This is a genomic window from Mycobacterium sp. 050128, from assembly GCF_036409155.1.
Taxonomy (GTDB): domain Bacteria; phylum Actinomycetota; class Actinomycetes; order Mycobacteriales; family Mycobacteriaceae; genus Mycobacterium.
On record NZ_JAZGLW010000001.1, the window covers coordinates 879,584 to 899,047 of the forward strand.

The 19,464-nt window shown below is 66.6% G+C and carries 21 protein-coding genes; 11 read left to right on the top strand and 10 right to left on the bottom strand.

Annotated features, from left to right (window positions below):
- Positions 1 to 20: 20 nt before the first annotated feature.
- The 3 genes from SKC41_RS04320 to SKC41_RS04330 are packed head-to-tail and all read left to right on the top strand — an operon-like array spanning position 21 to position 3,075.
- A complete protein-coding gene (locus SKC41_RS04320) occupies positions 21 to 1,217 on the top strand; it encodes an acyl-CoA dehydrogenase (protein WP_330976482.1) in 1,197 nt (398 codons plus the stop codon).
- Entirely contained in the window at positions 1,217 to 2,455 is a 1,239-nt protein-coding gene (locus SKC41_RS04325; RefSeq protein WP_330976483.1) for a serine hydrolase domain-containing protein, read from the top strand. Before SKC41_RS04320 ends, SKC41_RS04325 begins: the two co-directional genes overlap by 1 nt.
- 17 nt (positions 2,456 to 2,472) lie before the next feature.
- Complete coding sequence (locus SKC41_RS04330; protein ID WP_330976484.1) at positions 2,473 to 3,075, top strand: hypothetical protein; 603 nt, start codon at positions 2,473 to 2,475, stop codon at positions 3,073 to 3,075.
- A 9-nt stretch (positions 3,076 to 3,084) separates the two neighbouring features.
- Here the strand turns inward: SKC41_RS04330 and SKC41_RS04335 are convergent, their stop codons facing one another.
- Together SKC41_RS04335 and SKC41_RS04340 are read right to left on the bottom strand one after the other, a co-directional pair.
- On the bottom strand, positions 3,085 to 3,486 hold the full coding sequence (locus SKC41_RS04335; RefSeq protein ID WP_330976485.1) for a DUF4189 domain-containing protein: 402 nt from the start codon (positions 3,484 to 3,486) through the stop codon (positions 3,085 to 3,087).
- Between the two features lie 73 nt (positions 3,487 to 3,559).
- Positions 3,560 to 4,162 (bottom strand): TetR/AcrR family transcriptional regulator, encoded by a 603-nt coding sequence (locus tag SKC41_RS04340; RefSeq protein WP_330976486.1) that lies wholly within the window; start codon positions 4,160 to 4,162, stop codon positions 3,560 to 3,562.
- A 254-nt stretch (positions 4,163 to 4,416) separates the two neighbouring features.
- Here SKC41_RS04340 and SKC41_RS04345 point away from each other — a divergent pair, with 254 nt between their 5' ends.
- Both SKC41_RS04345 and SKC41_RS04350 read left to right on the top strand, forming a co-directional pair.
- Positions 4,417 to 5,967 (top strand): PPE domain-containing protein, encoded by a 1,551-nt coding sequence (locus SKC41_RS04345; protein ID WP_330976487.1) that lies wholly within the window; start codon positions 4,417 to 4,419, stop codon positions 5,965 to 5,967.
- A gap of 46 nt (positions 5,968 to 6,013) precedes the next feature.
- Complete coding sequence (locus SKC41_RS04350; protein WP_330976488.1) at positions 6,014 to 7,237, top strand: PPE family protein; 1,224 nt, start codon at positions 6,014 to 6,016, stop codon at positions 7,235 to 7,237.
- Between the two features lie 7 nt (positions 7,238 to 7,244).
- Here SKC41_RS04350 and SKC41_RS04355 read toward each other — a convergent pair whose 3' ends face one another.
- On the bottom strand, positions 7,245 to 7,535 hold the full coding sequence (locus SKC41_RS04355; RefSeq protein WP_330976489.1) for a CDGP domain-containing protein: 291 nt from the start codon (positions 7,533 to 7,535) through the stop codon (positions 7,245 to 7,247).
- A 244-nt stretch (positions 7,536 to 7,779) separates the two neighbouring features.
- On the opposite strand from SKC41_RS04355, the gene SKC41_RS04360 reads away from it, so the two are divergent.
- Positions 7,780 to 8,172 carry a hypothetical protein gene (locus SKC41_RS04360; RefSeq protein ID WP_330976490.1) on the top strand — a complete coding sequence of 131 codons (393 nt, stop codon included), beginning with the start codon at positions 7,780 to 7,782 and terminating at the stop codon, positions 8,170 to 8,172.
- Between the two features lie 136 nt (positions 8,173 to 8,308).
- Positions 8,309 to 9,682, top strand: coding sequence for an NAD(P)/FAD-dependent oxidoreductase (locus SKC41_RS04365; protein ID WP_330976491.1), 1,374 nt, complete (start codon positions 8,309 to 8,311; stop codon positions 9,680 to 9,682).
- Here SKC41_RS04365 and SKC41_RS04370 read toward each other — a convergent pair.
- Genes SKC41_RS04370 through SKC41_RS04390 form a run of 5 tightly spaced genes read right to left on the bottom strand, consistent with a single transcriptional unit; the run spans position 9,679 to position 14,429 of the window.
- Positions 9,679 to 10,896 carry an O-succinylhomoserine sulfhydrylase gene (locus tag SKC41_RS04370; RefSeq protein WP_330976492.1) on the bottom strand — a complete coding sequence of 406 codons (1,218 nt, stop codon included), beginning with the start codon at positions 10,894 to 10,896 and terminating at the stop codon, positions 9,679 to 9,681. The genes SKC41_RS04365 and SKC41_RS04370 overlap by 4 nt on opposite strands.
- Positions 10,897 to 10,948: 52 nt before the next feature.
- Positions 10,949 to 11,356, bottom strand: a complete 408-nt coding sequence (locus SKC41_RS04375) for a rhodanese-like domain-containing protein (protein ID WP_330976493.1) — start codon at positions 11,354 to 11,356, stop codon at positions 10,949 to 10,951.
- 14 nt (positions 11,357 to 11,370) lie between these two features.
- Positions 11,371 to 12,471 carry an ATP-grasp domain-containing protein gene (locus SKC41_RS04380; RefSeq protein WP_330976494.1) on the bottom strand — a complete coding sequence of 367 codons (1,101 nt, stop codon included), beginning with the start codon at positions 12,469 to 12,471 and terminating at the stop codon, positions 11,371 to 11,373.
- Between the two features lie 21 nt (positions 12,472 to 12,492).
- Complete coding sequence (locus SKC41_RS04385; RefSeq protein ID WP_330976495.1) at positions 12,493 to 13,134, bottom strand: PaaI family thioesterase; 642 nt, start codon at positions 13,132 to 13,134, stop codon at positions 12,493 to 12,495.
- Positions 13,134 to 14,429: an adenylosuccinate synthase gene (locus SKC41_RS04390; RefSeq protein ID WP_330976496.1), complete on the bottom strand. Its 1,296-nt coding sequence runs from the start codon at positions 14,427 to 14,429 to the stop codon at positions 13,134 to 13,136. Before SKC41_RS04390 ends, SKC41_RS04385 begins: the two co-directional genes overlap by 1 nt.
- Before the next feature lie 138 nt (positions 14,430 to 14,567).
- On the opposite strand from SKC41_RS04390, the gene SKC41_RS04395 reads away from it, so the two are divergent.
- Genes SKC41_RS04395 through SKC41_RS04405 form a run of 3 tightly spaced genes read left to right on the top strand, consistent with a single transcriptional unit; the run spans position 14,568 to position 16,941 of the window.
- Positions 14,568 to 15,221: a peptidase M50 gene (locus SKC41_RS04395; protein ID WP_330976497.1), complete on the top strand. Its 654-nt coding sequence runs from the start codon at positions 14,568 to 14,570 to the stop codon at positions 15,219 to 15,221.
- A 9-nt stretch (positions 15,222 to 15,230) separates the two neighbouring features.
- On the top strand, positions 15,231 to 16,007 hold the full coding sequence (locus SKC41_RS04400) for a site-2 protease family protein (protein ID WP_330976498.1): 777 nt from the start codon (positions 15,231 to 15,233) through the stop codon (positions 16,005 to 16,007).
- Positions 16,008 to 16,047: 40 nt separating this feature from the next.
- Complete coding sequence (locus SKC41_RS04405; protein WP_330976499.1) at positions 16,048 to 16,941, top strand: cation diffusion facilitator family transporter; 894 nt, start codon at positions 16,048 to 16,050, stop codon at positions 16,939 to 16,941.
- On the opposite strand, the gene SKC41_RS04410 is transcribed toward SKC41_RS04405, so the two are convergent.
- Entirely contained in the window at positions 16,938 to 17,351 is a 414-nt protein-coding gene (locus SKC41_RS04410) for a DUF3151 domain-containing protein (RefSeq protein WP_330976500.1), read from the bottom strand. The two genes, SKC41_RS04405 and SKC41_RS04410, sit on opposite strands and share 4 nt — an antisense overlap.
- Before the next feature lie 45 nt (positions 17,352 to 17,396).
- Here SKC41_RS04410 and SKC41_RS04415 point away from each other — a divergent pair, with 45 nt between their 5' ends.
- A complete protein-coding gene (locus tag SKC41_RS04415; RefSeq protein ID WP_330976501.1) occupies positions 17,397 to 18,221 on the top strand; it encodes an Rv0361 family membrane protein in 825 nt (274 codons plus the stop codon).
- Positions 18,222 to 18,316: 95 nt separating this feature from the next.
- Here the strand turns inward: SKC41_RS04415 and fbaA are convergent, their stop codons facing one another.
- A complete protein-coding gene (gene fbaA / locus SKC41_RS04420) occupies positions 18,317 to 19,351 on the bottom strand; it encodes a class II fructose-bisphosphate aldolase (protein WP_330976502.1) in 1,035 nt (344 codons plus the stop codon).
- Positions 19,352 to 19,464: the final 113 nt, after the last annotated feature.

Here is a 19,464-nt window from a genome sequence, read left to right on the forward strand (position 1 = left end):
GCGGTGGCAGGCTGACTGCTATGAGCACACACAAGCCTCCCGCGTTCGACCGAGAAGACCCGCTTGGCCTGGACGCGTCGCTGTCCAGCGATGAGATCGCGGTGCGCGACACGGTCCGGAAATTCTGCGCCGAGCACGTCATCCCGTACATCGCGGAGTGGTTTGAGATCGGTGACCTGCCGGTGCGCCAACTGGGCAAGCAGTTCGGCGAGCTCGGGCTGCTCGGTATGCATTTGGAGGGTTACGGATGCGGCGGTTCCTCGTCGGTGCACTACGGCCTGGCGTGTACCGAGCTGGAGGCCGCCGACTCCGGGGTGCGGTCGATGGTCTCGGTGCAGGGATCGCTGGCGATGTTCGCGATCTGGAACTTCGGCTCCGAGGAACAGAAGCAGCAGTGGCTGCCCGGCATGGCCGCCGGTGAGCTGCTCGGCTGCTTCGGGCTCACCGAACCCGATGCCGGATCCGACCCCGCGGCGATGAAAACCCATGCGCGACGGGATGGTTCGGACTGGGTGCTCAACGGTCGCAAGATGTGGATCACCAACGGTTCGGTCGCCGACGTCGCGGTGGTGTGGGCCAACACCGACGACGAAGGAAGCCGCGGAATTCGGGGCTTCCTGGTCCCGACCCGCACCGCGGGCTTCACCGCCAACACGATTCACCACAAGCTGTCGCTGCGGGCCTCGATCACCAGCGAGCTGGTGCTCGACGATGTGCGGCTGCCCGCCGACGCGATACTGCCCGACGCCAAGGGGCTGCGCGGGCCGCTGTCCTGCCTGTCCGAGGCGCGCTACGGCATCATCTGGGGATCGATGGGCGCAGCGCGTACCGCGTGGCAGGCCGCACTCGAATACGCCACGCAGCGCACCCAGTTCGGCCGGCCGATAGCGGGATTCCAGTTGACCCAGGCCAAACTCGTCGACATGGCCGTCGAATTGCACAAGGGACAGCTGCTCTCGCTGCACCTGGGCCGCCTCAAGGACAGCGTCGGGCTGCGCCCCGAGCAGGTCAGCTTCGGCAAGCTGAACAACACCCGTGAGGCGATCAAGATCTGCCGGACCGCCCGAACCATCTTGGGCGGCAACGGGATATCACTGGAATTCCCGGTGATCCGGCACATGGTCAACCTGGAGTCGGTGCTGACCTACGAAGGCACGCCCGAGATGCACCAGCTGGTGCTCGGCCAGGCGTTCACCGGTAGCGACGCCTTCCGCTGATGAGCCCGCGCACGCTGCGCCCTGTCATTTGGCTGGTCCTCGCTTGCCTGGTGGTGGCGGGCTGTGGGCCCAAGTCGCCATCGACACTCCCGCACGCGGACTCCGCGGACCAGGCCAAGGCCGATGCCGTGATGCGGGTGGTCGGAAACTTCATGACGCAGGCGCACCTGAAGGCCGTGATCGTTCGCGTCACCGTCGACGGCAAGGAGGTGGTCACCCAGGCCGTCGGCGATTCGATGACCGGGGTGCCGGCCACCACCGACATGCACTTCCGCAACGGTGCGGTCGCGATCTCCTACGTTTCGACGTTGCTGCTCAAGCTGGTCGACCAGAAGAAGCTGAGCCTGGAGGATCGGTTGTCGAAATGGCTGCCCGACTTCCCCAATTCCGGACGAGTCACCCTGGGGCAACTGGCGCAGATGACGTCGGGTTACCCGGATTACGTCATCGGCAACGACCAATTCGCCAACGAGTCATACGCAAACCCGTTCCAGCAGTGGACAACTCAAGACATCCTCGCCCAGATCTCCGGGCGGCCGCTGCTCTATGAGCCGGGTACCAATTGGAACTACGCGCACACCAATTACGTGTTGCTTGGCCTCGCGCTGGAGAAGGCCACGGGTCAAGACATGCCGACACTGCTGGCCAACGAGGTGCTGGGACCGCTCGGCCTCAAGCACACCGCGAACTCCGAAACGGCCGAAATTCCTTGGCCCGTATTGCACACGTTCAGCTCAGAGCGGCGCCAAGCACTGAAAATCCCTGCGCGAACACCGTTTTACGAAGAGTCCACCTACTGGAATCCGTCCTGGACGATTACCCATGGCGCCATTCAGACCACCAACATCGATGACATGGAAGCCACCGCAGTCGGGATCGGCTCGGGCAAGCTGCTCTCGGGCGACTCGTACAAGAGGATGGTGTCGACGGCGCTGCGCGGCAAGACACACGCCCAACCGGGCTGCCCGACCTGCTTCGACCAAAGCGAGGGCTACACCTACGGCCTGGGCATCATCATCTCCGGCGATTGGCTGATGCAGAACCCGCTGTTCTCCGGGTGCGCGGGCGTCGAGGCCTATCTGCCGACCCACAAGATCGCGATCGCCGTCGCGGTCACCTACGCCCCGGAAGCATTCGACGACCAGGGCAACTACAGTAATCAGGCCGACATACTGTTCCGCAAGATCGGCGCGGTGATGGCCCCGAACGCGGCCCCACCGATGCCACCGGGGAGATAAGCGAAGGAGTTTGAAGTATGCGGATTCTCGCTATCGCCGCGTGCACGCTGGCGCTGGGAGCGTCGGCGGTGCCGACCGCCGTCGCCGATCCCACCGGCACGCTGCCGCCCATGACCGCCACCAATGGCGGGCCGATCATCGGCGGCGGGGGCGCCGCGTCGCAAATGTCGCAGCAACTCAAGAGCCTCAATGATCCGAATGTCCAAGAAGTCGACGGCCCGGACGCGGCTGGATTCATCGCTGCCGCGGCCGGTATCAGCGATCGCGACCTCGCCCAGCCGTTCATGGCGCTGCAGCGCGCGCTGGGATGCCAGAAGGACAATGCCGGATTCGGTGCGCGAGGCTATCGCCGCAACGACGGCAAGTGGGGAGGCGCGATGCTGGTGATCGCCAAGAGCGCGTACCCGGACGTCGCCGCCATGAAAGCGTGCGAGATGTCCAACTGGCGCCGGCCCTCAATGGGCAGCCCCACCCAAATGTGCAACAGCGGATGGGCTTATCCCCCACAGACATTCAACGACAAGGGCGGCGACTTCATCGTGTTGCTCGCCGGCACGAACTCAGACTTCTGCAGCGCGCTCAACGGGAACTACAAGACCACCGCGTCCCCGTGGCCGTGAGCCCGGCGCTCACCAACCGCTGCAACCGTTGAGGTCGATGATCGAACCCGGTCCCGCACCGTCACGGGCCGCCGCATCGGCGGCGTCCTGGGTGAAGGCTTGGCGGCCCGCCAGGGTCTTCCCGTCGGGACTCTCCGCGATCGAAAGACAGCCCAGCCCCGAAATGACGACCTGGCAGTCGTTGGTTTTCCCGATCACGTCGCACCACATGACGGCCGCGTCTTCGGCCTTTTGCTGGGTCGTGTAGCCGGTCCGGATCGATTCTTCGCCGGTCGTCTGCGACGCCGCGATGGCGCCCCAGCATCCCGGCCTGCAATACAGCGAGATATCAGCTTTCGCCGCAGGCGCGGCCAGTACCGATCCGGCGGCGGCGAGAACGCCGATAATCGCATGCGGCGCACCGTTCTTCATGCTCAGACGATGGCAGCAACAGGTGTGAATGGGTTATGAGGTAGTTCTGAGGGTCGTGAGAGCGGTCGGCGCGTTACGACGTCAGGTCACCCTCGACGTAGCGCTGCAGATTGGGGGCGATCGCGGCGATCGCCTCGTCGTCGGTCATCGATGCGATCGGCTCGATCTTCCAGACATAGCGCATCAGCGCGAACCCCAACATCTGCGACGAGACAAGCCCACTGCGGACCAGCCGGTCCCGTTCGTCGACACCGAGGTGTGATACCCCCATCAGGCTGCCCTCGACGATCCGCCGCAGCTTCTCGCGAGTGGCCGGCTCGTGCGCGGCGGTCTGCAGGATGGCCCGCAAGGTGGGCGCCACCTCGTCGTCGGCCCAGGCGTCCAGCAGGACGGTGATCAGCGCAGCGCCAAGCCGATCGATGGGCGTGGTCCACACCTTGGCCACGTTGTCCAGGAACTTCTGCGGCGGGTTGGTCGCCGCGTCCAACAGGCCTTCCTTGGATCCGAAGTAGTGGTAGACCAGCGCGGGATCGACGTCGGCCCCCCGCGCGACCGCGCGGATCGTGGTGCCCGCCCAGCCGTGTTGGGCGAACTCGTCGCGGGCGGCGGCGGTGATGCGCGCCGCGAGCACTCCGCGTTCATCTCGGGGCCCGGGTGTTAGCGATTTCTTCGGCATAAGTTTCATTGTAGCGTGAATTTCCTCTTGCGTTGAGACTTGTTTCAACGTAGCGTGAGATTAGTTTCAACGCCCCGTGAAAATCGGGGAGACGGCTACGACAGCTTCCCCACCCGGCGGGGCGGGGCAGCGACAGTGGCACGGACACGCGAGAGGACCCCTCCGGCCCGCCCTGCGCGCATCGCCACTTCGGACCGTCAGCGTTTCGCAGCGACCGACCTGCCAATGGCTTGAGCACAAGGAGAAGAGCCGAAATGACGCAGACACTGAACGTGGAATACCAGGAACTGATGGCGCGCGCCGATGAAATCGAGCAACCGCCGCCGCCGATTCCGTCGACCAACCCATCGCCGCCCTGTGAGATTTCTTTTGTCAAGGATGCCGCCACTCAGCTCGCCCTGAACGCCGACACGATGCGGCTGTACCTCACATCGTGCGAACGGGAATGGCAGCGTTTAGCGAAATCGTTGCGGGATGCGGCCAAAGCGTACGAAGAAGTCGACACCGATTCTGCTGCGGCCCTTGACAAAGAGATGTCCGATTCGGCCGAGACGTCGGATTCCGGCGCGGATGGCGTGATGTCGGCCATGTGCGATCCGAACCAGGAATTCCCGGACGCCCGCCTGATCTTTCCGCCGGCGCCGCCGCCGTTCGAATACCCCTACTACCCGGTCAAGCAGGCGGCGAAGGAGATCGAGGCCGGCGACCAGGGCGTCGCATTCCGGGCGTTCGCGCAGGAATGGGATGCGTTCCAGCGGGCTCTTCAGCAGGAGACGCTGTACCGCTTCCGGCCATTTCTTTCATGGACGGGCGAGGCGCGTGACGCCGTTGAAGCGAATTTCGACCGACAGCGGCGATGGGTGAATTCGATGGTCGCGCTGTGCAGCGAGCTTGCCAGCCAGGCGAACAAGGTCGCGGAGGCCCATAAAAAAGCTGCCTTCGTCACCCATGATTTTGCCCAAGACGATGAGCACCCCACGACCAAAGAAATAGCGCGTTGTGATGATTGGTACAAGTACTACGTCACGAATAACTACAACGCCGATGACGCAATTCTGTGGTACCAGAACCTGCAGCGCCAATCGGAAGAGTCGTTGGCCCGCTATGTCAGAAATGCCCAATTACCGCTGACGCCGGTCATTCCGGAGCGGGCGCCGTCCGCCTGGGGTTTCGACGTCCCCAACCTCGGCGACGGCGAGGACGACGACGGCGGCAAGAACCCGTTCGACCCAAACCCGTTCAACCCAAACCCCTACGACCCGAACAACCCTTACGGCCCGAAGGATCCGTCGGCCGGTGCCAACCTGCCCTGGACGGGCGCACCCGGTTTTCCGCCTTTGCCGTCCGTTCCGAACCCGGGCATGCCGTCCACGCCGACCGCAACGGACAGCGCGGAGCTGAGCCAGGCCTTGAAGGACTTGAAAGGGGCCGGCGGCGCGGGGGTAAGGCCGGCGTCGGTCGGTGGTGCCGGCGTTCGGATACCGCCGCTGCCCTCGACGCCGTTGCAGTCGTCGACGCCGTTGCAGGCCGTGCCCGGCACCGGCGCGGCCGCGGGGTCGGCCGCGATGTCAGCAACGGCCGCCGCGGGCGCGGGTCGCGGGATGCCCGCCTCGGGCGCCGCGATGGGCGCCGGCATGGGCGGCATGGCACCCACCACGCCCGGCGGTCAGGGACAACAAAGCGCGGGCAAGGCCAAACGCGTGCAGTCCGAGGACAAGCCGCTCTACATCGAGCAGCGGAAATGGACCGAGGCCGTGCTCGGCAATCGTCCCCGCAGGCCCGTGCCCGAAAAAGCCGCGTCGTGAAATACCAACGCGTCTAACGCAATACGAGAAATAAAGGAGTCATGTCATGGATTTTGCGTTGCGCCCACCGGAGGTCAATTCCGGACTGATGTACACCGGCCCCGGAGCCGGCTCACTGCTCGCCGCCGCGGCAGCCTGGGACGCCGTCGCGACCCAACTCGAGATCACCGCCGCCGGCTACATCGCCGAAATCACCGGCCTGACCGGACTATGGTTTGGACCCTCGGCCCGGGCGATGGCCGGCGCGGCCGCACCCTACGCGGCCTGGCTGCACGCCACCGCCGGCCAAGCCGCCCAAACCTCCGCCCAGGCCTACGCCGCCGCGGCGGCCTACGAAGCGGCGTTCGCGATGACCGTGCCCCCGCCGGTGATCGCGGCCAACCGGGCCCGGCTGCTGGCACTGATCGCCACCAACTTCTTCGGCCAAAACACCCCGGCCATCGCGGCATGCGAAGCCGAATACATGGCGATGTGGATCCAAGACGCCACCGCGATGTGCATCTACGCCGCCGACTCCGAAATCGCCAGCACCCTCAAGCACTTCGACGGGTCCCCACAAACCACCGACGAATCAGGACGGGACGCCCAAGCCAACCGGCGCGTCGGCGGCGCCACGAACCCGCCGCTGCTCACCTCGCTGCTACCCGGCAACTACGGGCCCGGCACCTACTACACGCCCAACGGCTACGCCATCACCATCGAGTCGGGTGGATCCCTGATCCTTCAGTCCGGGGGCGGCGTTTACGTCGATGGCTCGATCACCATCGGTCCCGGCAGCTCGATCTACGTCAACTCCGGCGGCGCCGTCTACGTCTACGGCTTACTGAGCCTCGGCCCCGGCAGCGACCTGAGCGTCTACTCCGGTAGCACCTTCGAAGTCTCGAACGGATCCGCCGTGACCCTGACGAGCAGTGGAATCTACGTGGGCGCGGGCGGCACCGTCGAAATAACCTCGCCGACGACGCTGACGAATAGCGCCCTGCTCACCGGCCCGGGCGTCGTCACGATCGGACCCGGTAACGTCGCCATCACCGACGGCGCCGTTACCGGCAACTTCTCCGGGTCCCTCTACGAACTCTTCAACATCGGCTCCGGTGCCAGCGGGCTCGGCCCCGGCGCGGGCGCCGCCGCCCCCGCCAGCACATCGGCATCCGTGCTGCCCCCGGTCAGCGCCTTGACCGGCTCACCGGGCCTGGCCGGCACCGCGGCAATCCAACCCCAGGTTGACGCCGGCCAGCTCTTGACCGGGATCCCCTACGCAGCCGACTGATCAGGCCCTAGTCGTCGATGTGCGTCGCTGGGTCATTGAACGCAACGCCCGACGGATGCTGGTCGGGACCCAACATCTGGCAGTTCGTGTTGGTGACGTAAACGGGAGAGCCGTCACGCCCGCCGGCCGGGGGAAACACGACGCAACGTTGCCAGGTGCCGTCGGGCTGGACGGGGCCGTCGCACTTGCTGATCACGACGCCGCCCAACTGGCAGCCGGCGCCGGCCGGCGGCGCCGAGGCGATCAGCGCGCCGACAGACAGCGCGACAACCGTTGCGCCCAAGACAATTTGCTTCATTGATCTCTCCTGAACAGGCCGCTGGAACGGACACTACTCGGTTGATGGGCCGGGACTCGGCATTGGCGATTACGCGGATTTCTCGCGCGCCGCGCAGGACGCTGGTCTTTTGGGATCGGTAGCGGATGGGCCCTTGTGTACTTGGCGCGTGTCTTTGCCGCGTGCACGTGCCGCGCGGACGCCGCACCAGCGGGGTCGAAGATAGGAAAGCCACCCACAGTTCGGCATCCAGGAGGAATCTGCCGTGTCACTGTTCCGAAAAAGAGACCACCCGGCCTTAGCCGAAGCCGCACAAGGTGACTTCGAGTCACTGATGGTGCTGTCGCCGGCGGACTTGGCCGCAGAGCTCATGTCAGCGTTCGGCCCGGACGGACCCCGGCACGGCAAGGATGTTCACACGCTGCAACTTGTCAGCTGGCTCCTGCGCCGGTACCGCGGCGCCAACAAAGTGTCACGGCCGGCGGAAAAGCTATATGCCGTGGTAAGCGAGGCGTTGCAGGTCTTGGAGCATGCCGAACTGGTCCAGGTGACACAGCGCGGTGATCGGAGCTCGCAGTGGAACGCCACCCGTGCGGGCACCGCAGCCCTGGCCGACGGCAGCGTCCGGCAACAGATCAAGGCCCGAACCGGTCTTTAGTGCGTGGCCGGCTCGACGGCGCTGTCACCAGCACCGCCCCGGCAACACACAGCGTTCATCTCGCTGAAGTCGTACGGTGGAGATGCGCTGCGGAGACTGTAGGAGCCAGACGGATCAAAGGACCTGAAGGAGAATCATGTCGCGCCATCGCGTCGTCGTTATCGGAAGCGGGTTCGGCGGGCTGAATGCGGCCAAGGCGCTCAAGCGCGCCGACGTCGACGTCACCCTGATCTCCAAGACGACCACTCACCTGTTCCAGCCGCTGCTGTATCAGGTGGCCACCGGCATTTTGTCCGAAGGTGAGATCGCGCCCGCGACCCGACTGATCCTGCAGAGGCAGAAAAACGTGCGGGTGCTGCTGGGCGACGTCGACGACATCAACCTGACGGCCGGCACCGTGACGTCGAAACTGATGGGTATGGAGACGGTGACACCGTTCGACAGCCTGATCGTGGCGGCCGGTGCCCGGCAGTCCTACTTTGGCAACGACCAGTTCGCGACGTACGCGCCCGGCATGAAGACCATCGACGACGCCCTCGAGCTGCGCGGCCGGATCCTCGGTGCATTCGAGGCCGCCGAGTTCACCGACGATCCCGTCGAGCGGCAACGCCGCCTGACCTTCGTCGTCGTCGGCGCGGGACCCACCGGTGTCGAGGTGGCGGGCCAGATCAAGGAACTCGCCCACCGAACCCTCAAGCAAGCGTTTCGCACCATCGAGCCCCGCGATTGCCGGGTCATCCTGCTCGACGCCGCGCCCGCGGTGTTGCCGCCGATGGGCGAGAAGTTAGGCCTCAAAGCACAACAGCGGTTGGAAAAGATGGGGGTCGAAGTCCAGCTCAACGCGATGGTCGATGACGTGGACTACATGGGCCTCACGATCAAGGAGAAGGACGGCACGAAGCGCCGCATCGAATGCGCGTGCAAGGTGTGGGCGGCGGGCGTGCAGGCCAGCTCGCTGGGCAAGATCCTCGCCGACCAGTCCGACGGCACCGAGGTCGACCGGGCCGGGCGAGTGGTCGTCGAGCCCGACCTGACGGTCAAGGGTCACCCCAACGTCTTCGTCGTCGGGGACCTGATGTCTGTGCCCGGCGTGCCCGGGATGGCCCAGGGCGCGATTCAGGGCGCGCATTACGCGGCGACATTGATCAAGCACATGGTCAAGGGCACCGATGATCCAGCAAACCGCAAGCCCTTCAACTACTTTGACAAGGGCAGCATGGCCACCATCTCGCGATTCAGTGCCGTCGCGCAGGTCGGCAAGCTGGAGTTCGGCGGTTTCATCGCCTGGCTGGCATGGCTGGGGTTGCACCTGCTCTACCTCGTCGGCTTCAAGAACCGGTTCACCACGGTGATCGCCTGGTTCATCACCTTCTTGGGCGACGGTCGCAGCCAGATGGCCATCACCAACCAGATGATGTACGCCCGAGTGGTGACGAACTGGGTGGAATCGCAAACGCAAGAGGCGATGACCGAGGCCGAACGCCAGACCGCCGAGCAGCGAGCCGGCTAGCTCAGGGCTTGGTCGATATCGGCGATCAGATCGTCGGTGTTCTCCAGGCCGACCGAGATGCGGACAACGCCGTCACCGAGACCGATCGCGGCGCGCCCTTCCGGTCCCATCGCCCGATGTGTCGTCGTCGCCGGGTGTGTGACAAGCGATTTGGCGTCACCGAGGTTGTTCGATATGTCGATCAGTTGCAGCTTGTCCAGCACCTCGAAGGCCCGTTCCTTGGCGCCGCCGGGGGCGTTGAGCTCGAAGGTGAGCACCGTTCCGCCACCGGACATTTGACGCTTGGCCAGGTCGTACTGCGGGTGCGACGTCAGGAACGGGTAGCGCACCCAACTCACCGCCGGATGCCGTTGCAGGAACTCCGCGATCCGCTGCGCCGCGGCATTGCTGTAATCCACCCGAACCGCCAGCGTCTCAAGGCCTTTCAGTAGCACCCAGGCGTTGAATGCACTCATGGCCGGGCCGGTGTGGCGCATCAGCTTCTGCACCGGGCCGTCGATGTACTCCCGATCGCCGAGGATGGCGCCACCGAGCACCCGGCCCTGGCCGTCGATGTGCTTGGTGCCGGAGTACACCACCACGTCCACCCCGAGCGGAAAGCCTTGCTGCAGAAGCGGTGTGGCAAAGACGTTGTCCAGCACAACTTTTGCGCCCGCAGCATGCGCCAGCTCGGTCACCGCGGCGATATCCACCAGCGACTGCATCGGGTTCGACGGCGTCTCGAAGAACACCGCCTGGGTGGGCACCGATAGCGCCTGTTCCCACTGGGCGAGGTCGTCGCCGTCGACGAAGACGGTCTCCACACCCCAGCGCGGCAGGATCTCGTTGCACACCACGAAGCACGATCCGAACAGACTGCGCGCGGCCACCAACCGGTCGCCGGCGCCCAGCAGCGCGCCCAGCGAGGTGAATACCGCGGCCATGCCGCTGGCCGTCGCGAACGCCGCCGGCGCGCCCTCGATCAGCCGCAGCCGTTCCTCGAACATCGACACGGTCGGGTTGCCGTAGCGCGAATACACATAGCGGTCCAGCTCGCCGGAGAACGCCTGCTCGGCCGCCGCAGCCGACGGGTAGACGTAGCCCGAGGTCAAAAACATCCCCTCGGCCGTCTCGTCGAACTCGGACCGCAACAGCCCCCCGCGCACGCCGATGGTGGCTTGGCCGACGCCGTCGGGCAGTGCCTTCGGAATGCGGACCGACGGAACATCGTTCATTGGCGCCACTCCTTGATCCCGGCTGCGCCGGCATCATCGTCGTCGACGCGGGTCATTGCTGCTTCCAGGGCAGTCCGACTGCCCGCCAACCCGTTTCACCACGATGACCCTGGGCGTCGAGGTTGCCCTCAAAACCGTCCAGGATGTTGTAGGACGGCTCGATGCCCGCCTCGGTCGCGGTCTCGGCGGCACCGATCGAGCGGTTGCCGGAGCGACACAGGAAGACCACCGGTCCCGCCTGGGCGGGGAGCTTGCCCTTCAGTTCGGCCAGGAAGTTCTCGTTGTGCCCGGTCGAGGTGTTCCACTCGATGAAGACCGCATCGCGGCCAAGACTCGACAAGTCCGGCACCCCGACGAACCGCCATTCGGCGTCGGTGCGCACGTCGACCAAGACCGCCTGCGGGTTGTCGCTGAGCAATTTCCATGCCTCAAGCGGCGTGATATCTCCTGCGTAGCTCATTCTCGGGAGTCTAGTTAACGGCCCTTGGACGCCGCGGCGGCCACGTCGCGGGCCCGGTCGCGCGCCGACGCCACATCCGGCGCGGTGGCCAGTGCGACCCCCCGCCGCGGGCCCGGCCCCGGATCGAATACGCGAAGGTCGCTTTCCGGCACGGCCAGCGCTTCGGTCAGTGCCTCGGCGGAGGGCACCAGGTGACTCGCGCGCGCGGCGGCCGGTGAAATCATCAGGACGTCCACCGGCAGGCCGAGAATCGCCCGGGCCTGCAGCTCGAACGCCGAAATCCGCTGGCTGCGCAAAGTCACCCAGACGCTTTGCGGCAGAACGGCGCTCACGTCGGAGAAGTACACCTCGTCGCCGTTGATCATCAATTCGACACCGAACACGCCACGGCCGCCGAGCGCCTTGACGATGCGCGCGGCGATCGACTTGGCGGCATCGAGGGCCGCCGGACTCAGATTCTGGGGCTGCCAGGATTCCAGCACGTCGGGTTCGGCGCGACGGTGCCCGATCGGCGAGCAGAACTCGATCACCGGCCCGTTGCGACCCTCGCTGCGAACTGCGAGCAGCGTGACGTAAAACTCGACCTCGACCACCGTTTCGGCCAACATCCGCTGCTGCTCGGCCTGGCCCGCCGCCCGCCGCCACGCGGGCTCGACGTCGTCGGGCCCGGAAACCATCGAGCGCCCGGCCGTCCCGCCCACCGGCTCGACCAGCAACGGATAGCCGCCGTGTGCGGCCACCGCCTTGAGGTCGTCGAGCGAGCCGACGAACCAGAACGGCGCAGTGGGCAGACCCAGCTGATCGGCGGCCAGCCGGCGCAGGCCCTCGCGATCGTTGGTCAACCGGACGGTGCGCATGTTGGGCACCAACTCGATGCCGTCATGGTCGGAGCGGGCCGCGAGCGCCTCGATCGCCGGGACGGAAACCGCGCCGGCGGCGGCCACAAAGTCGGGTTGTAGCCGGTCGATCACCCCCGACAAGGTGTCCATGTCCGAGTGCTCGTGAACCTCCGCACCGAGGCGACGCAGGGCATTGGCCAGCTCGCGGCTGAGCTCGCCGGAACCCAGCAACAACACTCGGGGCGCGCCTGCGGTCTCGCGTTGTCCTTCGGTCACAAGTGAATGCTACGGGCGTGCTCAGGGCTGACCGGGCAATAACCGCACCATCAGGCCGTTGCCCTCGGCCAGCAGCGTCTCGTCACCGTCGACCAATTCGGCGCGGACGAACGCCTTGCGGCCCTCGGTGCTGGTGACTCGCCCGCGCACCAGCAACGGCACGTCGGTCGGCGTGACCTTGCGGTAGTCGACGTGCAGGAAGGCGGTGCGACTGATCGGGCGTCCCGCGGCGTGCGAAATCATCCCGAACATGTGGTCGAACAGCAGCGGTAGCACACCGCCGTGCACCGCGTGGTTGCCGCCGACGTGGAAACGGGTGAAATGGCCCGTCATTTCGACGCCGTCGGGCGCGTAGCGGGTCAACGTCCACGGCGGCAGCAGCAAGCTGCCCATGCCGGGCAGATCGGGTGTGCGGCCCGCCGGCGCCTGACCTTCCACCTGTGCCTGAAACGGCCCCAGCAATTCCGTCAGCGCAACCACACGATCGGCCGCGTCGTCCCACAGGTCGTCGGCCGGGTCGGCGGAGACGGCGAGGTCCTGCAGCCGGCGCATGGCCGCCACGAACCGGCCGAATCCCGGGCCCGGGGTGGCCGGACCGTATTCGGGAAAGCCGCCGTGGTGTTCGTATTCGGGATCAAGTTGTTTGGGATCAGGATCGCTCACTAGCGCGCCGCCAGGATGTCGCGGCGCACGATGGTCTGATCCCGTCCCGGCCCGACGCCGATGCACGAAACATGTGCTCCGGCAAGCTCTTCCAGACGCAGCACATAGTCACGCGCCTTGGCGGGCAGGTCGTCGAACTCGCGGGCCGCCGAGATGTCTTCCCACCAGCCGGGCAGCTCTTCGTAGATCGGCTCGGCGCGGTGCAAATCGCTTTGCGTCATCGGCATTTCGTCGGTCTGCACGCCGTCGACGCGGTAGCCGACGCACACCGGCACGGTTTCCAGACTGGACAGCACGTCGAGCTTGGTCAGGAAGTAGTCGGTGATGCCGTTGACCCGGGTGGCATAGCGCGCCACGACGGCGTCGAACCAGCCGCAGCGGCGGCGGCGCCCGGTCGTGACGCCGAACTCGCCGCCGGTCTTGGACAGGTATTCGCCGTTCTCGTCGAACAGTTCGGTCGGGAACGGGCCCGAGCCCACCCGGGTGGTGTAGGCCTTGAGGATTCCGAGCACGGTGGTGATCCGGGTCGGGCCGATGCCGGACCCTACGGCCGCGCCGCCCGCAGTCGGATTCGAGGACGTCACATAGGGATACGTACCGTGGTCGACGTCGAGCAGCGTGCCCTGCGAGCCCTCCAGCAGTACGGTCTCGCCGGCCTCCAGCGCGGTGTTGAGCAGCAGCCGGGTGTCGGCGATGCGGTGCTTGAAGCCGTCGGCCTGCTTCAGCAGGGCGTCGACCACCAGGTCGGGATCCAGCGCCTTGCGGTTGTAGATCTTGACCAGGATCTGGTTTTTGAGTTCCAGGGCGCCTTCGACCTTGTGGGCCAGCTGCTCGGGGTCGAGCACGTCGGCGACCCGGATGCCCTGACGGGCGATCTTGTCCTGGTAGCACGGTCCGATGCCGCGGCCGGTGGTGCCGATCTTCTTGTTGCCCATGTAGCGCTCGGTCACCTTGTCGATGGCCACGTGGTAGGGCAGCAGCAGATGCGCGTCGGCGGAGATCAGCAGCCTCGAGGTGTCGACACCGCGATCCTCCAGGCCCTTCAGCTCGTCGAGCAGCACGCCGGGATCGATCACCACGCCGTTGCCGATGACGTTGGTGACGCCGGGCGTCAGCACGCCCGACGGGATCAGATGTAGCGCAAAGTTGTCCCCGGTGGGCAACACGACGGTGTGCCCGGCGTTGTTGCCACCCTGGTAACGCACCACCCACTGCACGCGCCCACCGAGCAGGTCAGTGGCCTTACCTTTGCCCTCGTCGCCCCATTGGGCGCCGATGAGGACGATTGCCGGCATGACATGCTCCCACCTGGTCTCGCCTGCTTATTGTGGTCCAGCCGGGGACCCACCTTAGTCCGGTGACGATGCGGGCGTCTTGCGGCCCGCTGAGGAACCGGGCAAATTTGCTCGAGCCCAGCAGGTCGCGAGGAGCCCATGAATATCGCCACGGACACCGCCGACATGGCCGTGTTGTGGTTCGGCGACCGGAGACTGCCTGGTCCGCTCGACGGCCTGCCCGTCCATCGGGTGCAGAGCACCGCCGACATCGACGCCGCGATCGGGCCGTACCGACGGCTGGTCGTGCTCGGCGCCGACGCCGAGCTGGCCGCCGTGCTGGGCCGGCTGCTGCGCGCCGAGCGACTCGACGTCGAAGTGGCGTACGTGCCGCCGCGCCGCACCCGCGCGACCCGCGTCTACCGCGTATCGGCGGGATGGCGTGCGGCCCGTCGGGCCCGGCGCGGCACGCCCCGGCGGGCCACCCTGGTGCGCGACGAGACCGGCGCGGTGATCGTCGGCCGCGCCTGCTGGCTGCCACCCGAGGACCAGGAGCTGCTGCACGGCGAGGCCGTCGTCGACGACACGCAGCTGTTCGACGGCAACGTCACCGGCGCGGACATCGAGCCGACGCTCGCCGTACCGGGGCTGCGCGCCGCGCTGCACGGACGCTGGCGCCGCTGGGTGACCGGGCGCGCCGTCCAGTTGGGCAGCAGCGGCGTGGTGGTGGTGCGCGACGGTGTCGCCGCGCCGCGGCCGGCCAGGCGATCGACGTTCTACCGTCACGTCGAAGGTTGGTTGCTGGTCCGGTAGTTTCGACCGGTGGACTCCAAGGGGCACGCATCGGTGCGACCCAGCCCAATCTTCTTGGCATTAATCGCATTGACGGCCGTCGGTGGTGTGCTCGCCTGGCTGGCCGGGACGACCGTGCGGCCGATGTCCTATGCCGGGGTTTTCATCTTCGTGGTCGCCGGCTGGCTGGTTTCGTTGTGCCTGCACGAATTCGGCCATGCGGCGACCGCGTGGCGATTCGGCGACCACGACGAGGAGGTCCGCGGCTACCTGACGCTGGATCCGCGGCGCTATGCCCATCCCGGGTTGTCGCTGCTGCTGCCGATGGTGTTCATCGCGCTCGGCGGGATCGGCCTGCCCGGCGCCGCGGTGTATGTGCGCACCTGGTTCATGTCGCCGACGCGCCGCACCCTTGTCAGCCTGGCCGGCCCGGCCGTCAATCTGCTGCTGGCGGTGCTGCTGCTGGCGCTGACCCGGCTGTTCTTTGACCCGGAGCACTGGGTGTTGTGGGCGGGCGTGGCGTTTCTGGGCTTCCTGCAGATCATGGCGGTGGTGCTGAACCTGCTGCCCGTCCCCGGGCTGGACGGCTATGACGCGCTGGAACCGCACCTGAGCCCGGAGACGCAGCGCGCCGTCGCGCCGGCCAAGCAGTACGGCGTGTTCATTCTGCTGTTCCTGCTGCTGGCGCCGGTGGTCAACCAGTGGCTGTTCGCGGTCGTGGACTGGTTCTTCGACTTCTCCGGGGTGCCGCACCTGCTGGCCAGCGCCGGCAACTCGCTGACCCGCTTCTGGAGCCGCTGGTTCTAGGTCTTGCAATATATGCGTTGCCGCGCATATATTGTTCGCCATGGGCGCAGGACACAGTCACACCCCCGCCGAGGCCGACGCGTCTCGGATGATCCCCCGCATGATCATGGCCGCCGGGATTTTGGCGACGTTCTTCGTCATCGAGCTGACCACCTCACTGCTGATCAATTCCCTTGCGCTGCTGGCAGACGCCGGGCACATGCTGACCGACGTCGTCGCGGTGTTCATGGGGCTGGGTGCGGTGATACTGGCCAAGCGCGGCAGCACGTCGCCGGCTCGCACCTACGGCTGGCACCGCGCCGAGGTCTTCACCGCGGTGGCCAACGCGGTGTTGTTGGTCGGCGTGGCGACATTCATCCTCTATGAGGCGATCGAGCGGCTCGGTACGGGAGCAGACGTCCCCGGCGTACCGATGATCGTGGTGGCGCTGGCCGGGCTGATCGCCAACTTCGTGGTCGCGATGCTGCTGCGGTCACACTCCGAGGGCAGCCTGGCCGTCAAGGGCGCCTACATGGAGGTGATCGCCGACACCGTAGGCAGCCTGGGTGTGCTGATCGCCGGTGTCGTGACCGTCACGACGCACTGGCCCTACGCCGACGTCGTGGTCGCCGTGCTGGTGGCCCTCTGGGTGCTGCCCCGCGCGTTCTCGCTGGCGCGCGCCGCGCTGCGGATCCTGTCCGAGGCGTCGCCGGCCCACATCGACGTCGAGGAGCTGCGGTCGGCCCTGAGCGCCGTCCAGGGTGTGACGGAAGTGCACGACCTGCACGTCTGGACGCTGTCGCCGGGCAAGGACATGTGCACCGTTCACCTGATCAGCTCCAGCGCCTCGGCCAGCGTGCTCAGCGACGCACGTGAGGTGCTGCACGAGCGCGGACTGGAGCACGCCACCGTGCAGGTCGAGAGCCGCGACAGCGACTGCTCGGAGAACTGCTAGAGCCCCAGCTCTTTGCGGGCCGCCGGGTCGCAGTCGTCGAGCAAGTCCAGGCAGCGGTTCAGCTCGTCGGTTTCGCCGATCGTGTCGGCGGCCTTGGCCAATGCGGCCACACAGCGCAGGAAGCCGCGATTGGGCTCGTGCGCATAGGGCACCGGACCGAAGCCCTTCCAGCCGTTGCGGCGCAATTGGTCCAGGCCGCGGTGGTAGCCGGTCCGGGCGTACGCGTACGCGCTGATGGCCCGCTCGTCGGCCAGCGCCTCCTCGGCCAGGGCCGCCCAGGCCACCGACGCCGACGGATGCGCCGCCGCGACGATGCCCGGTTTCTCGTTGGCGAGCAGCTCGGCTTCGGCTTCGCTGTCGCCGGGCAGCAGGATCGGATCAGGTCCCAGGAGATCACCCATCGGTGTCATACGTTCTATTCTGCCGTCCCGCCGCGGATGACTAAGCTGCACCTCATGCCTAACCCACCGGAGCCCGACCGCGGCACCCCGCCGGGTGAGGACCCGACCGCGGAGCAGGCCGACGACGCAACCGAGGTCCAACCGCTGCTTCCTTCCGACCCCGAGACCGAGACCGTGGTGATCGACAAGCCCGAACCCGGCAGCGTCCCCGCGGCCAATCCGGACGACCAGCAACGCGAACGTCGCTTCACCGCGCCGGGCTTCGACGCGAAGGAAACGGCGATCATCCACACCGCGCCGGAGCCCGCGACGGAAGTGTTCTCGACACAAGCGGGGCACCCCGGCCCGCCGGGACAGCCGCCGATGCCCCCGAAACCTGCTGTGCCGCAATCTATTCCGGGCCGCGACGGCGCCAAGGCGCGGCCGGCGGGCAGGAGTTTCAACTGGGGCTGGGTGCTGGCGATCACGGTGATCGTGTTGGCACTGGCGGCGATCGCCATCCTGGGCACCGTGCTGTTGACCCGCGGCAAGCACTCGCACGTCTCGCAAGAAGACATGGTGCGCCAATCCATCCACGCCTTCGACACGGCGGTGCAGCGCGGCGACCTGACCCAACTGCGCGGCATCACCTGCGGCACCACCCGCGACGGCTACGTCGACTACGACGAGCGCTCGTGGAACGAGACCTACCAACGGGTTTCGGCGGCCAAGCAGTATCCGGTGATCGCCAGCATCGACCAGATCGTCGTCAACGGCCAGCACGCCGAGGCCAACGTCACCACGTTCATGGCCTACGACCCGCAGGTCCGCTCGACGCGCAGCCTCGACCTGCAGTACCGCGACGATCAGTGGAAGATCTGCCAGTCCCCGAGCGGCTAGACGGCCGAGTGCCGAGTGCCCGAGTGCCGAGTGCCCGGCCAGCCGCACATTGGGCGCCGAGTGCCCGGGCAGCCGGGCACTCGCGACGAAAGCGGCTAGACGCCGACTGACTTTCCGGCGCAGTGCAGGTCGTTGCAGGCCTCAACCACGCGCTCGGTCATGCTGGCTTCGGCCTTCTTGAGGTAGCTGCGCGGGTCGTAGGCCTTCTTGTTGCCGACCTCGCCGTCGACCTTGAGCACACCGTCGTAGTTAGTGAACATGTGGCCGGCCAGCGGGCGGGTGAATGCGTACTGGGTGTCGGTATCGACGTTCATCTTCACCACGCCGTAGCGCAGCGCCTCTTCGATCTCCGACTTCAGCGAGCCCGAACCGCCGTGGAAAACGAAATCGAACGGCTTGGACCCGTCGGGCAGACCGAGCTTGGCCGACGCGACCTTCTGGCCCTGATCCAGGATGTCGGGGCGCAGCTTGACGTTGCCGGGCTTGTAGACGCCGTGCACGTTGCCGAACGTCGCGGCCAGCAGGTACTTGCCGTGCTCGCCGGTGCCCAGCGCCTCGACGGTCTTCTCGAAGTCCTCCGGGGTGGTGTACAGCTTGTCGTTGATCTCGTGCGCGACGCCGTCCTCCTCGCCGCCGACCACGCCGATCTCGATCTCCAGGATGATCTTGGCGGCGGCCGATGCCTTGAGCAGCTCCTGCGCGATCACGAGGTTCTCGTCGATCGGCACCGCCGAGCCGTCCCACATGTGCGACTGGAACAGCGGATTCTTGCCGGCCGCGACGCGCTTGGCCGAGATGTCCAGCAGCGGACGCACGTAGGTGTCCAGCTTGTCCTTCGGGCAGTGGTCGGTGTGCAGCGCGACGTTGATCGGGTACTTGGACGCGATGTGGTGGGTGAACTTGGCCAGCGCGACGGCGCCGGTGACCATGTCCTTGATGCCGAGGCCGGAGGCGAACTCAGCACCGCCCGTGGAGAACTGGATGATGCCGTCGCTGCCGGCGTCGGCGAAGCCCTTGATGGCGGCGTTGACGGTCTCCGACGAGGTGCAGTTGATGGCCGGGAACGCGTACGCGTTCTCCTTGGCGCGTCCCAGCATCTCGGCGTAGACCTCGGGGGTTGCGATGGGCATGAATTCCTCCTGAAGACTTCAGTTGCCTCAGTATCGCAACCCGACGTGGACGGCGGGCACCCACCTCGGGGCCGGTATGTTGAGGCACCATGAGCACCGCCGTGACGGCTGAG

Bases quoted from the DNA above. Each gene is read 5' to 3' on its own strand.
- SKC41_RS04320 (WP_330976482.1), top strand. From the start codon at position 21: ATGAGCACACACAAGCCTCCCGCGTTCGACCGAGAAGACCCGCTTGGC.
- SKC41_RS04325 (WP_330976483.1), top strand. From the start codon at position 1,217: ATGAGCCCGCGCACGCTGCGCCCTGTCATTTGGCTGGTCCTCGCTTGC.
- SKC41_RS04330 (WP_330976484.1), top strand. From the start codon at position 2,473: ATGCGGATTCTCGCTATCGCCGCGTGCACGCTGGCGCTGGGAGCGTCG.
- SKC41_RS04335 (WP_330976485.1), bottom strand. From the start codon at position 3,486: ATGAAGAACGGTGCGCCGCATGCGATTATCGGCGTTCTCGCCGCCGCC.
- SKC41_RS04340 (WP_330976486.1), bottom strand. From the start codon at position 4,162: ATGCCGAAGAAATCGCTAACACCCGGGCCCCGAGATGAACGCGGAGTG.
- SKC41_RS04345 (WP_330976487.1), top strand. From the start codon at position 4,417: ATGACGCAGACACTGAACGTGGAATACCAGGAACTGATGGCGCGCGCC.
- SKC41_RS04350 (WP_330976488.1), top strand. From the start codon at position 6,014: ATGGATTTTGCGTTGCGCCCACCGGAGGTCAATTCCGGACTGATGTAC.
- SKC41_RS04355 (WP_330976489.1), bottom strand. From the start codon at position 7,535: ATGAAGCAAATTGTCTTGGGCGCAACGGTTGTCGCGCTGTCTGTCGGC.
- SKC41_RS04365 (WP_330976491.1), top strand. From the start codon at position 8,309: ATGTCGCGCCATCGCGTCGTCGTTATCGGAAGCGGGTTCGGCGGGCTG.
- SKC41_RS04370 (WP_330976492.1), bottom strand. From the start codon at position 10,896: ATGAACGATGTTCCGTCGGTCCGCATTCCGAAGGCACTGCCCGACGGC.
- SKC41_RS04375 (WP_330976493.1), bottom strand. From the start codon at position 11,356: ATGAGCTACGCAGGAGATATCACGCCGCTTGAGGCATGGAAATTGCTC.
- SKC41_RS04390 (WP_330976496.1), bottom strand. From the start codon at position 14,429: ATGCCGGCAATCGTCCTCATCGGCGCCCAATGGGGCGACGAGGGCAAA.
- SKC41_RS04395 (WP_330976497.1), top strand. From the start codon at position 14,568: ATGAATATCGCCACGGACACCGCCGACATGGCCGTGTTGTGGTTCGGC.
- SKC41_RS04405 (WP_330976499.1), top strand. From the start codon at position 16,048: ATGGGCGCAGGACACAGTCACACCCCCGCCGAGGCCGACGCGTCTCGG.
- SKC41_RS04410 (WP_330976500.1), bottom strand. From the start codon at position 17,351: ATGACACCGATGGGTGATCTCCTGGGACCTGATCCGATCCTGCTGCCC.
- SKC41_RS04415 (WP_330976501.1), top strand. From the start codon at position 17,397: ATGCCTAACCCACCGGAGCCCGACCGCGGCACCCCGCCGGGTGAGGAC.
- fbaA (WP_330976502.1), bottom strand. From the start codon at position 19,351: ATGCCCATCGCAACCCCCGAGGTCTACGCCGAGATGCTGGGACGCGCC.